Origin of the sequence: Salinisphaera sp. C84B14 (assembly GCF_040361435.1) — a bacterium.
Lineage (GTDB): Bacteria > Pseudomonadota > Gammaproteobacteria > Nevskiales > Salinisphaeraceae > Salinisphaera.
The window spans coordinates 1-13,325 of sequence record NZ_APNL01000006.1 but is presented as its reverse complement, the minus strand read 5'-3'; the positions used below and the strand labels follow the sequence as shown (position 1 = coordinate 13,325).

7 protein-coding genes and 1 pseudogene are annotated in these 13,325 nt (G+C 64.0%); 1 reads left to right on the top strand and 7 read right to left on the bottom strand.

Translation table 11 applies throughout. From position 1 onward, the window contains the following. The first annotated feature begins 780 nt into the window (after positions 1–780). On the top strand, positions 781–1,614 hold the full coding sequence (locus C84B14_RS06470) for a PHP domain-containing protein (RefSeq protein WP_353222721.1): 834 nt from the start codon (positions 781–783) through the stop codon (positions 1,612–1,614). A gap of 2 nt (positions 1,615–1,616) precedes the next feature. Here C84B14_RS06470 and C84B14_RS06465 read toward each other — a convergent pair whose 3' ends face one another. From C84B14_RS06465 to C84B14_RS06435, 7 genes and pseudogenes are all read right to left on the bottom strand, one after another. Next, positions 1,617–3,185 carry a sulfite reductase subunit alpha gene (locus C84B14_RS06465; protein WP_353222719.1) on the bottom strand — a complete coding sequence of 523 codons (1,569 nt, stop codon included), beginning with the start codon at positions 3,183–3,185 and terminating at the stop codon, positions 1,617–1,619. Positions 3,186–3,266: 81 nt separating this feature from the next. Continuing rightward, positions 3,267–5,204 (bottom strand): NirA family protein, encoded by a 1,938-nt coding sequence (locus C84B14_RS06460; RefSeq protein WP_353222717.1) that lies wholly within the window; start codon positions 5,202–5,204, stop codon positions 3,267–3,269. A 135-nt stretch (positions 5,205–5,339) separates the two neighbouring features. After that, positions 5,340–8,018, bottom strand: coding sequence for a molybdopterin-dependent oxidoreductase (locus tag C84B14_RS06455; protein ID WP_353222715.1), 2,679 nt, complete (start codon positions 8,016–8,018; stop codon positions 5,340–5,342). A gap of 35 nt (positions 8,019–8,053) precedes the next feature. After that, positions 8,054–9,286 (bottom strand): annotated as a pseudogene (locus C84B14_RS06450) (NAD(P)/FAD-dependent oxidoreductase); the annotation flags it as partial. 10 nt (positions 9,287–9,296) lie between these two features. Beyond that, the gene (locus tag C84B14_RS06445; protein WP_348765813.1) at positions 9,297–10,664 is read right to left on the bottom strand and encodes an MFS transporter; all 1,368 of its coding nucleotides are present in this window, start codon (positions 10,662–10,664) and stop codon (positions 9,297–9,299) included. A 105-nt stretch (positions 10,665–10,769) separates the two neighbouring features. Beyond that, a complete protein-coding gene (locus tag C84B14_RS06440) occupies positions 10,770–12,146 on the bottom strand; it encodes a CmpA/NrtA family ABC transporter substrate-binding protein (RefSeq protein ID WP_353222713.1) in 1,377 nt (458 codons plus the stop codon). A gap of 336 nt (positions 12,147–12,482) precedes the next feature. Continuing rightward, positions 12,483–13,052, bottom strand: coding sequence for an ANTAR domain-containing response regulator (locus C84B14_RS06435; RefSeq protein WP_348765811.1), 570 nt, complete (start codon positions 13,050–13,052; stop codon positions 12,483–12,485). Positions 13,053–13,325: the final 273 nt, after the last annotated feature.

Sequence of the window (13,325 nt, the reverse complement as noted above, 5' to 3'; positions counted from 1 at the left end):
TGAAGACTTAAAATCCGAACCGTTCGCTTGCGGAATCGACGTTGCGGGTTAATTTCGGCTTGGGGTTTCGCGCTGCTGCGCGAGTGACTTCCATTTGCTTGTCCAGGTAAGTAACCAAAGCAAAGGACACCCTGTCTTGCGTCGGCGCTACGCGCCGATACCCTCCCATCGCAGCCGGCAAGCGGGACGGCCGGAAACTCGCTGCGCTCAAACATCCGGCCGTCTTTTCCGCTTGCCGGCTGCGCTGCTCGGCGCTGCGCCCAAGGGGCCCTAATACAGGCAAGCGTCGCTATCGCTCGCTCAAGGTCACGTCTTCTGTAGGTCAGCTTAGCGAAGCGTAAGCCGACAAGAACGCAGCCACAGCCCCAGCATCAAGTACATGGTTGTATGGACGCCGCGCTACGGGCTAGCTGCCTGTACTCGGGCCCCGTGTGTAGCGAACGAGAAGCGCAGGACCGAAGGGTGTGCGGCGCACTGCGCCGGTGCGCGTAGCGTGTTAGAGGATCGCCAAAGCGATCCGAGTTCTGCGCGCATCCCTTCGGACCGAGCACCGCAGTGGTTCGGCGCGCAGCGCCGACGCGTAACCCGGGCGTCTTTTCCTTTGCTTCCTTTCGTTTGGACGAGCAAACGAAAGGGAGTCGCGCTGCAGCGCGAAACGAAAGGTTCGACGAACTTGTGAGCGCCGAAAGACGCGCGGCCCTATCCGTTCACATCGTCAATCAACTCGCGGCGAATTCTTGCTTGAGGTTTCGCATCGCTGTCCATGCGACCATACAACCCGTGATCGATCTACACTCCCATTCCACCCGCTCGGACGGTCGCCTGACACCGACCGAACTCGTCGCCCGTGCCGCCGAAGCCGGAGTCGAAACTCTGGCGCTAACCGACCACGACACCATCGACGGCCTGGCCGAAGCCCGCGTGGCCGCGCAGGCCCACGGTATCCATCTGATAAACGGCGTCGAAATTTCGGTGACCTGGCAAAAACGCACGCTGCATGTCGTGGGCCTGGCCTTCGACGAAACCGACGCCGGTCTTGCCGGTGGTCTGGCCGCCCTTCAACAGGTCCGGCGTGAACGGGCCGAACGCATCGCCGCCAAGATCGAGAAACAGGGCGTTGCGAACGCGCTCGGTCGCGCCCGGGCGCTGGCCGGCGACGGTCAGATCACGCGCCCGCATTTCGCCCGACTGCTGATCGAAGACGGCATCTGCCGCGATAATGCCCAGGCGTTCAAACGCTATCTACGCCCCGGCCGCGACGCCCATGTATCCGTGGAATGGACCACGCTGATCCGTGCCGTGCAATGGATTCAGGGCGCCGGCGGTATTGCGGTACTGGCCCACCCGTTCGGCTATAACTTCTCGGGCGCATGGCGCCAGCGCGCGGTGACCGCCTTCGCCGCAGCCGGCGGCGACGGGCTGGAAATCTGTACCGGCACCACCGACCGTCAACAGGAAGTCACCGCCGCACGCGATGCCGACCAACACGGTCTGGCCGGCTCCGTTGGCTCCGATTTCCATGCGCCCGAACAGTTCTGGCTCGCCCTTGGCCGGCTGCGCGCGCTGCCGGGCGGCATGCACAGCGTCTGGGACGACCCGCGCTTCGATAACTGAACTCAGTACACGTCGCGTAGATAGCGATGCTCGGAGGCCAACGTCTCCACATAGCGTTTGGCCTGGGCCTCGTTCATCTGGCCCTGCTCCATCACGATATCGTGCAGGGCCGTGTCCACGTCCTTGGCCATGCGCTCGGCATCGCCGCAGATATAAATCACCGCGCCCGCTTCCAGCCAGGCCCAGAATTCGCGTGCCTGTTCGCGCATGCGGTTCTGAACGTACACCTTCTCCTTCTGATCGCGCGAAAACGCCAGCGTCAGCCGGCTGATCAGCCCCTCGCTGCGCCATTTTTCCAGCTGATCCTTGTAGATATGGTCCTTGGCCGATTCCGGGTTGCCGAAGAACACCCAGTTTCGGCCCGCATCACCGCGGGCTTCGCGTTCCTGCAAAAACGCCATGAACGGGGCGATGCCGGTGCCGGGGCCGATCATGATGGCCGGGTGGTCGCCATCGGCGTTCACCCGAAATTCCTGGCTCGGCTGGATATACATCGGTACTTCGCCGTGGCGCGACAGGCGCTTGGCCAGAAAGGTCGATGCCACACCCTTGTAACCACGCCCATAGACAGCCGTTTTCACCACGGCGACGGTGGTATGAATTTCGTTGGGATACTGGCGCGACGACGAGGCAATCGAATACAGCCGCGGCTGGAGCGGGCCTAGCGCATCGACCAGATCCTGCAGCTTCGGCCGCGCGCTCGGATAGACGCGTACGATCTCGAGCAGCGTCTGGCCCTCTTCCACGCCGCGCTCGGCGAGCATGCGCAGATCCTCGGCCTCGTCGGCGTCGGTGGCGGCTTCTGCCAACACCGACACCGCGTCGTCGGTCGGCTTGGTGATATCGACGTCCTTGAGCAGCACCTGTCGCAGCAGCTTGTTTTCGCCGTCGTGGGATTTGACCTTTTCGCCGCCCGAGGCATCGATATCCGCGAGAATCGCGTCCACCGTGCGCGGGTCGTTCTCGGGATAGATGCCCATGGAGTCGCCGGCCTCGTACTCGACGCCGGAATTCCCGAGGTCGATCACCACATGGCGGGTGTCCTTGCTCGAGCCCTCGGCATTGAGCGGCGTGCTCGACTTGAGCTTGGCCATGTAAGGGTTGTCGCGGGTGCCCAGCGGCGCTTTTTTCTTCGGCTTGGGTTCCGGTTTGGGCGTGTCCTCTTGTTCGGCCGCGCCGCCCTTGGCCGCTTCCTGTTCGGCCACCAGCTCCTTGAGCTTGCGTTCGGTTTCCTTGGCGCCCGGCACGCAGCGATTCAGATCCTCGCCTTCGAAGGCGATGGCTTCTGCATAGGTCTTGCAAAGATAGCCGCACTGCCCGCAGTCGAGCTGGGCCATGGCGGCCATGAGCTGGCGCTCGTGGGGCTTGCCTTCCGCCAGCTCCATGCGCTCTTCCATTTCCATGCCCGGGTCGTGCCAGGGAAAGGATTCCTTGGCCTCGCCGCCGCCCTGCTCGGCGCCGCCGAGCGAGCCTTCCCAGCCAGCCAGCGCCGATATCAGGCCATTGAGCCATTCGCGCTGTTCGGCTTCGAAGGGTGCGTCTTCGGGAATCAAATCAACTTGTGTGGGCATGTGCTACCTCGTGCTCGTTCGGACTGCTACGTCCTTCTCAAACGACTTTTCGCCAACGAATGGTTTCGAAACGACAGAACCTCAGCCCGTGCGCTGCCCGTCCTGAGCGGCTTCGGCCTCTTTGGGCGTGCGGTCGTAATCGTCTGTGGCGGCCTCGTCGCGTTCGGTTTTGACCTCTTCCGGCGTGTCGGCCTGTGCCTCGGCTTCGGAATAGGCTTTTTCCTCGGATTCGGCTTGCGCTGCTGCTGCTTTATCCGAACGCTCGGCCAAACGCTTGCGAAGATCATCAATCTCCTGGCGGCGCGCGAAGGCAACGAAGCGCTCGCCGTCGTGGCGTTCTTCCAGATACAGCCCCAGCAGGTTTTCCAGATAGGCGTTCAGGTGTACGACCGGAATCGAGGTCGCCAGCTCGCGGGCGATGCCTTCCTCGCTTTCATAGCCGCCGCCGATATAGACATGAAAACCGTCGACCTGGTCGGCCTCTTCCGGATCGTCGGCCTCCGGGTCGGCTACGCGCGCACCGAGCAGGCCGATATCGCCCACGTAGTGCTGGGCACAGGAGTTCGGACAGCCGGTCATATGAATATTGAGCGGCTCGTCCAGATCGAGCGTGGCTTCGAGATGGTCGACCAGCTTGAGCGCGTTGCCCTTGGTTTCGGCATTGGCGAACTTGCAGCCGAAGCTGCCGGTACAGGCCACCATGCCGGTACGCGCGGGGCTGGCGTTGACGTGCAGGCCAAGTTTCTCGATAGCGCTGACCAGCGCGTTCATGTCGGACTTGTCGACGTTGCCCAGCACCAGGTTCTGCCAGACCGTCGTGCGCATCTTGGAATCGGCATAGCGGTCGGCGAGATCCGCCAGGCCGTGCATCTGGGGAATGGTCAGCTTGCCGACCGGCAGCACGATGCCGACATATTGCTTGTCGTCGCCGTGATCGTGGATACCGATATGGCCGGCTTTTTCGACCGGGTGCCGGGCCTCGCAGCGCGACAGCGGGTAGCGCCGCAGCGTGAACGGCAGCTGCTTCTGCACTTCGCGCATGAACTTGTCAAAGCCCCAGCGATCAAGCACATACTTCAGGCGGGCCTTGTCGCGGCTGGTGCGATCGCCGTTGGCCAAAAACACGTGGAGCACGGCATGGGCCACGGCCACGCATTCCTCGGGCTTGAGCATGACGCCGGTATCGCGGGCGAAATCCTTGTGCCCGGTGATCCCGCCCAGGCCCATCCGGAAATAGGGCCGGCGTGGGAGCGGGCCGTCGGCTTTCGGCAGCACGGCCGAAAAGCCGATGTCGTTGGTGCCCTCGAGCGCGCTGATACGGCCACCGCCGTCGAAGGCGATATTGAACTTGCGCGGCAGCCCGTAGAGCTCGCGATGGTTGAGAATGTGGTGGTGCATCTGCTTGCAGTACGGCGTGACATCGATCAGCTCGTCCGGGTCGATGCCGGCCAGCGGGCTGCCGGTGATGTTGCGGATGTTGTCGCCGCCCGAGCCCTGGACCACCAGGCCGACATCGGCGAGACCGGTGAGCACGTTGATCGGGTCCTTGGCGCCGATCTCGCGAATTTGCAGATTGGCGCGGGTGGTGACGTGGGTATAGCCGCCGCCGTAGGTTTCAGCCAGGTCCGCGACCGCGCGGAACTGGTGCGACGAGAAAATACCGCCCGGCATGCGCAGCCGGCACATATAGCTGTCCTGATTGGGCGCGACATAGAACATGCCGCGGCCCTTCATGAGGAACACGTCGTCGCCTTTCGGGTATTCCCCGGCGTTGGCCAGCGACACCATCTCGTTCCACATGTCGTTGGGGTTGAGATCGGCCTTGGCCTGTTCCTGGCTGGTCAGCTCGCCCCCCATCGCCTGCGCACGAATACGCGCCTGGGAATGGAAGTCATCCGGGCGCAGGCGTTTACCCGCGGTCAGCCCGGTCATACCCGGCACGCCCCGGGCAATATGCAGCCCGGCGGTCACGCCCTTGAGATAGCGCTGCTGTTCGTCGTCAAAACTTTGGTCGGTCATATCGAACTCCGGTTCTCGATCCGGCTTTGAGTCGTAAACGGAAGCGATCCGCACTGTGTGAATGGTGTTGTCGCGCCCAACGGCTGTGCTTGCCCTGCGTGCATCTGCGCCAACCGGCAAGCGTGCGTGTCGGTGCTATTCATCTGCCTGGGCCTCGGCGATGAGCGACGCGATTTCGGGCTTGCAGGAACCACAGTTGGTGCCGGCATCGAGTGCCTTGCCCACGGCCGCCACCGAGTCCAGGCCCTGCTCGTCGATCGCACGTAGGATCGTGTTGCGCCCGACGCCGAAGCAGGAACACACCTGCGGACCCGGATCGGCGCCCGGGTCGGCCGGGCGGCCGGCCAGCAGACCGATACGCTCGGCCTCGTCGACGGTTTCGCCGGTGAACAGCCCGGCCAGCCAGCTGCGCTCTGGCAGCGCCGCGGGTTCGGGGGCGACGAATACACAGGCATCGATATGGCCGGCGTCCATATGCGCGGCGCGATAGCGCCCGGCTGCCGGGTCGGCGGCTTCCAGCCAGTCGGTGGTGCGCCGGTCGATGCCGATCCAGCGACGGGCCTTGTCCGCCAGGTCCTCGGGCGCCTGCAGGCCGGCGATTTCGTAGCGATAGAAACGCTCGCCGGGTATCTTCACCCAGTAGTCGATATCGGACTCGCCGGCCAGCCGTAACGGTCGGCTGGCGAGGATGAAGCCATGCCAGGCCGCATCGAAGGGCGCGATCGCAGCCGGCGTGTGCTTGAACTCCGGCTCGCCGGAAATCGGGCAGACCGCCGGATTGGCGAGCGCGCCGACGCGTGCACGGGCAGCAAACTGATCGTTCCAGTGCATAGGCACGAACAGCGTGCCTTCGCGCTGCCCGTCGGTGACGATCACGCGCACATGCGCTTCGCCCAGCGCGGTCGATACGGTCGCGATGGCGCCGTCGATCACTCCGTAGCGTTCGGCATCGCTCGGATGCACTTCGACGAACGGCTCGGGGATATGGGCCGACAAACGCGCAGACTTGGCGGTCCGCGTCATCGTGTGCCAGTGATCGCGTATCCGCCCGGTATTGAGTGCCAACGGGTGTTGATCACTCACCGCGTTGGCCGGTCCGCGCGGCGTGACCGCCACCAGATGGGCCCTGCCGTCGCTCGTCGGGTAGACGCCGTCGACAAACAGACGCCGACTGTCTTGCGGTGTCGGCATGGCCCCGACCGCACGCAACGGTTTGTCGGCACGAACAGGCCAACGAAGCGGCTCGAGTCGGTCGTACGCCTGATCGGTGAGTTCAGCCAGCCCTTCGAGATTGAGCACACGCTCGCCGTCGTTCTCGAAGGCGGTGAGTGCGGCATGCTCGCGAAATATCGACGCGGCGCTGTCGAAGCCGAAACCGTCACCAAAGCCCATCCGGCGGGCCACATCGCAGATGATGTCCCAGTCGGCGCGCGCAGCGCCGGGCATCGGCAGGAACGAACGCTGACGCGAGATGATGCGTTCGGAGTTGGTCACCGTGCCGCTTTTCTCGGCCCAGGCCGCGGCCGGCAGCAGCACATGGGCACGGTCGACCGTATCGGTATGGCGCATGCAGTCCGACACGGCCACGAATTCGCAGGCTTCGAGCGCGCGCCGGGCGCGATCGGCATGCGGCAGGCTCACCAGCGGGTTGGTCGCCATGATCCAGACCGCCTTGATCTCGCCGCGCTCGATCGCCTCGAACAGCTCGACGGCCTTGAGCCCCGGCTCGCTCGCGATCGCCGGCGAATTCCAGAAACGCTGCACCCGCTCTGCCGCATCGAAGCCCATGTGCGCGGCCAGGGTGCTCGACAGTCCGCCCACCTCACGCCCACCCATGGCATTGGGCTGGCCGGTGATAGAGAACGGGCAGGCACCCGGCTTGCCGATACGGTCGGTCAGCAGATGGCAATTGAGAATGGCGTTGACCTTGTCGGTGCCCGCCGAGGATTGATTCACCCCCTGGGAAAACACCGTCACCGTGCGCTCGGTATTGGCGAACAGCTCGAAAAAGGCGGCGACGGCGTCACGAGCCAGGCCGCAGGCCTCGGCCACGGCGTCGATATCGCCGATCTTGCGCGCCTCGGCGACGGCGTCCTGCGTGCCGGGTAGATCGCTGGTCACACCGTGCTCGGCCAGATAGGCCAGCAGGCCGTTGAACAGATGCACGTCCGTACCCGGCGCCAGCGGCAGATGCAGATCGGCGCCTTCGGCGGTGGCCGTACGGCGCGGGTCTATCACGACGAGTTTCTTGTTCGCATCGTTTTCCTGTGCCGCGACGATGCGCTGATAAACCACCGGATGACACCAGGCCGTGTTCGAGCCGACCAGCACTACCAGATCGGCGAGCTCCAGATCCTCGTAGCAGCCCGGCACCACGTCCTCGCCGAAGGCCCGCTTGTGACCGGCCACCGCCGACGACATGCACAGGCGCGAGTTGGTATCGATATTCGCCGAGCCGATATAGCCCTTCATCAGCTTGTTGGCGACGTAGTAGTCCTCGGTCAGCAGCTGACCGGATACATAGAACGCCACCGCCTCGGGGCCGTGCTCGGCGATGATCTCGCCAAAGCGTGAGGCAACCTCGTCCAACGCCTCGTCCCAGCTGGCCCGGCGGCCGTCCACCATGGGATACAGCAGCCGATCACTCAGGCCTACGGTATCGGCCAGGGCCGTGCCCTTGGAGCACAGCCGGCCCTGATTGGAAGGATGCCTCTCGTCGCCGGCCACGCGCACGGCGTCGTTCTCGAGCACGGCGTTCACGCCGCAGCCGACGCCGCAGTAGGGACAGGTCGTGCGAGTGGTCGTCGTTTCCATCACGCCGCCTCCGCCTCGTTTGCAAGCTCAGGGGGCATATAGGCCTGGCCGAACAGCAGCAGATCGCGAACGTTGGATATGTCCACGCCTTCGCGCATGAGCTTGAAATACCAGCCGCCGTCGCGGGTATCGCCATAGAGCACCACGCCCACGATGCGGTCCTCGCGCAGCACGACGCGCTTGTACACACCCCGGCGGACGTCCGAGAACACCAGCGCTTCGCTCCCCTCACCGTCGGAAAAATCGCCGGCCGAATAAACGTCGATGCCGGTGACCTTGAGCTGGGTCGCGGTGACCGAGCCTTCATAATGGGTATGGCCCCGATGGGCCAGATGATTGGCACAGACCTCGGCCTGGTCCCACAACGGCGCCACCAGGCCATACACGGCGTGGCGATGTTCGACGCATTCGCCCACGGCATAAATGCGCGGATCATAGGTTTGCATGGTGTCGTTGACGACCACGCCCTTTTCACAGTGCAGGCCGGCCTTGTCGGCCAGTTCCACGTTGGGCCGGATGCCCACTGCCATGACCACGAGATCGGCCTTGATCTCGGAGTCGTCGGCGTCGTCGAAACGCAGGCCGATCACCCGGTCTTCGTCATCGCCGAGGATGGCCGCGGTCTTCGCGCCCATACGAAACGACAGCCCGCGCTGGGCCAGGGAATGCTGCAGCAGATCGGCGGCGATCGGGTCGAGCTGGCGCTCCATGAGCGTTTCCATCAGATGCACGATGGTTACGTCCATGCCCCGCTTGTGCAGGCCATAGGCCGCTTCCAGGCCGAGCAGGCCACCGCCGATGACTACCGCCTTGCCGCCGTTCTTGCTGGCTTCGACCATGCGCTCGACGTCGCCGATAGCACGGAAGCTGATCACGCCGTCGAGCGTATGGCCCGGCACCGGCAGCATGAACGGCGTGGAACCCGTAGCCAGCAGCAGCCGGTCGTAGCCGGTTTCGCGTCCCGATTCGGAAATGACCATGCGCCGGCGCCGATCAATAGCCGTAACCGCCTCACCCGTATGCAGCACGATGTCGTTGTCGACATACCAGCTGCGGTCGTGGGTTTCGATTTCGGCAAAATCCTTGTCCCCGGCCAGCACCGGCGAGAGCATGATGCGGTTATAACTCGGATGCGGCTCGGCACCGAACACGGTGATGTTGTAGCGCTCCGGCGCGGCTTCCAGCAGCTCCTCGATCACGCGCACGCCGGCCATGCCGTTGCCGATGACCACCAGATCGAGTTTGGGCTGAGTCGTATTGTCGCTCACGAAACTGCTCCTACGCCGGTTCCGGCGAATCGCTGCCACGGGCCTTGATCGGGTCATCGCCGGCCGAGGCGGTATCGAAGGCGGCTTTTTCTTCGGCCAGCACCTCGGCCGAGAAACGCACGAAAAACGCGAAGAACGAACACACCAACACGGCACAGCCAAGAATCAGCAACCCCTGCCCGTAAGACAGCGATTCGCTCTTGAACAGAAAACCGGCCAGCACCGCGCCGGCGTTACCGCCCGCCCCGACGATGCCGTTCACCCCGCCCAGCGCTTTCTTGTTCATGAACGGCACAAGGCCGAAGGTCGCGCCTTCCGACATCTGCACGAACAGGCTGAACACGATCATGGTCGCGATGGCGGCAGGCAGCACTTCCATCTGCGAAAACGCGATCAGGGCAATGCCTTCGATGAACATGGCCGCGAAAAGAAACCTCACCCGCCCGTTCAGGCCCATGTAGCGGGCCGACAGATCGGAAAAGAAACCACCCATGGTGCGCGCGAAGATATTCATCAGACCGAACAGGCCGGCGATCAGCCCGGCGGTCTTGAGATCGACCTCGAAGTTGTCGAAGAAATAGATCGCGGCGACGTTGTTGATGGTCAGCTCAACGCCAAAGCAGCCGGCATAGACCACGAACAAGGCCCAGACACGATAGTCCTTGGCGGCATTGCGAAAGCTCGACCAGCCGCTGTTTTCGTTCTTGGCCTCGGGAATCTTGCCGGCAGCCCGCAGATCGGCATAGTTGCCATCCGGGGCGTCCTGGGTGAACTTCCAGTAGGCGATGCCCAGCAAGAACAGAATGATGCCCGGCACGACCATGGCCAGGCGCCAGCCCAGCGTCTCGCTGATGCCCAGCGAAACGATGGCCGCAAAGATCAGCGGCATGACGATCTGGGTGGTGCCGCCGCCGAGATTGCCCCAGCCGGCCGTGGTGGCATTTGCCGTGCCCACGATATTGGGCGCGAACATCACCGACGTGTGGTACTGGGTGATCACGAACGCCGCGCCGATGGCACCGATACACAGGCGCGCAAGCAGAAAGGTCTCGAAGCTGTTGGCAAAACCGATACACATCACCGGTATCGAGCCGAGAATGAGCAGGGACGAGTAGGTCTTGCGCGGGCCGAACTTGTCGCATAGCGGGCCGATGAGCAGGCGCACCAGCACGGTGATCGCAACCGAGGCGATGATGGTCGAGCCGACCTGCGACTTGTCGAGGCTCAAATCCTCCCGCACCACGGCCATGAGCGGCGCGATGCCGAACCAGCCGAAAAAGCACAGATGAAAGGCCAGCCAGCTCATGTGGAAGGCACGCATCTGTACCGATTTGAAATCGAACAGGCGAATGCGGGTCGCTTTATTGGCAAGTTCCATGGTTCAGGCGCTCCTGCAGATAAATTCGGTAACCAAAGTCAATGAATCGAGCCGTTGCATCACCCGGCGCGGGCAATGCGACGTCATATCTCATGACGACACGCCCTAGCACGCGAGAACGCCGCGGCCGGCGCCCACAACCGGCGCATCCAGCGTGGCGTTGACCGTTTCGAGGCGGCGATAGAGCGTCGGGCCGAGCCGTGCGCGATCCGGCGTGAAATAAGCCATGACGTTGCTCGGGTCGAAGATCGCGCCGTCGAGGAAACGATCGGCCGCCATGGCGATCGATCGACCGTCGACCGCCGCCAGCGACCACGGTCCGTCGTGGACGCCCTCGGTCTTGTGATCGGCGCCCGGACAGGCCACGCCGAGCGGCTCGACCGCGGCGCGATAGATATCCGGGCGATAAACATGGTCGGCGGTCGCGGCGATATCGATCGCCTCGCCGATCTGGCCCCAACGCAGCATCTGGGCGATGAACCACATCGCATGCGAGCGCCAGGCGAAGGTGGCCGCATGACGATGAAAGACGTTGAAGTAAGGCGCCGGCCGCGGGGCCGCACCGGGCTGGTAGCAAAAGCGCCCGGATAACGTGCGGCGGATAACCTCGGCGGGCGCATTCACGTAGTCGGGCGCGGCAACCGTATCGGCCGCGAGCTCACGGTTTTCCTGGCTATCGAGCCAGGCCGCGGTACGAACGATCGCCCGTACCAGCGCCCGGTGAGTGCGCGGATAAGCCTCGGCCCATTCGCGGGTCACGCCCAGCACTTTCTCGGGGGCGTTATTCCAGATTTCGTAGCCGGTGATCAGTGCCCGGCCCAGACCGGCGCGCACCGCCATCTGGTTCCACGGCTCGCCCACGCAATAACCTGCCAGGCGCCCTGCCTCCAGGTTGGCCACCATGCGTGCCGGCGGCACGACCACCAGCCGCACATCGCGATCGGGGTCGATACCGGCTGCGGCGAGCCAGTAGCGCAGCTGATAGTTGTGGGCCGAGGTCGGATGCACCATGCCGAAGGTCAGCGGCGCAAGGCCGGCTTCGCGATCGGCTTGGATGACCTTGCGTAGCGCCTGGGCGCTGCAGGGGCGCGCGGCCGCCGCCTGGGGGTCGAGTTCGACCATACGCTCGTAGAGCGCTTTGGATACGGTGATGGCGTTGCCATTGAGGCCCAGCGATACCGCCGTGACCATGGCATGTGGTGCCGCGCCCACGCCCAGGGTGGACGCAATCGGCATGCCGGCCAGCATCTGGGCGCCGTCGAGCAGCCCGAGCGCGACCTTGTCGCGAATCGACGCCCAGGAAGATTCGCGCGAAAGCGTCACATCCAGCCCTTCGGCCGCGAAAAAACCGGCCGCGCGTGCCATGACCAGCGGCGCACAGTCGTTGAGGGCGATGAACCCCAGTTTCAGCCGCGGCCGCTCCACGGCCGGGTCGACCGCATGGGGCCTGCGTCCAAACGTTGCTTCGTGCCAGGTCGTCATCGCATCGCTTCCTGTGTTGCCACCGCCGGTTTCGTCCACAAAAAAAGCCCGGCCGCCCACCGGTGCGATTCACCCAGGGCGTTGCCGGACTTCGTTGTCCTGATCGGGTTGTGTCGTGCGCCGCCCCGCCGTCGGCCTGTGGCCGTCACGATCGGCGAGTTGATCGCACTCGGTTATTGTTTAGCCAGAACCGTGCCAGCCCTCCATCCAACGATGAATCTTTCGGCCAAACATGCACTTACGCGCGATCGACTCTCCACACGGCAGCGCGGGCGCGCGCTCGACGCCATTGCTGCGTCGCTGCAGTGCAGCATTGCACTTAATTCGTGCAGGTCGCTATTCATTGGCCGCAAGAACCATGAGCTGACGCGCGATTTCCGGCAGCGGCAGGCCGCGATCCATCGCCGTCTTGCGAAGCCGCGTGTACGCCTGTTTTTCGCTGATCGCACTGCGTTCCATGAGCAGGCACTTGGCCCGATTGATCGCCTGTCGATCGGCCAGCGTTTCCCGCGTTTCGGCGAGTTCGCGCTTGAGCGACTCCATCTGCTGGTACTGGCGCATCGCCACATCCACGAGCGAACGCACCAGCGCGGGGGAGAGCCCTTCCATCACGTAGGCGCTGATGCCGGCCTCGGAGGCCTGGGCCATCAGCTGGCGGTCGTCTTTCGAAGACAACATCAACAAGGGTTTGGGATAGCGCTCCCCGAGGATCGCCAGGTCTTCGAGCACGTCGCGCGACGGCGAGTCGGCACCCACCACGATGGCATCCGGCGCAAGTCGATCGACGGCGCCATACAGGTCCACGTCCTCGTCGAGCACATCGACGACCTCGAACCCGGCCTGCTCGATCACGGCCCGAAGCGCCGCCAACCGGGCGGAATGACGATCTACGAGCAACACACGCATGTCCGTGCCTCATGGAAGATCTACATCCTCAGTGGCGCAACAAACGTGCCATGGGCCGCCCGCCAACGGCGTTATTTGCGTACGGACTTGCGCTATATCAGCTCGGCTCCGTTCAATCTGGCAGCCTGTCAACCGACGGATTATTCGTGCGCTCATGCTCGCTCACACCTTCCGGGCCCGTGGCGCTGCGCGCCCCGGTTCTCGCGAGCGGTGCTCGCTCGTCGAACCGAGGGGGTCGAACCAAGACCTCTCCCCAGCCAGCACCCAAAAAAA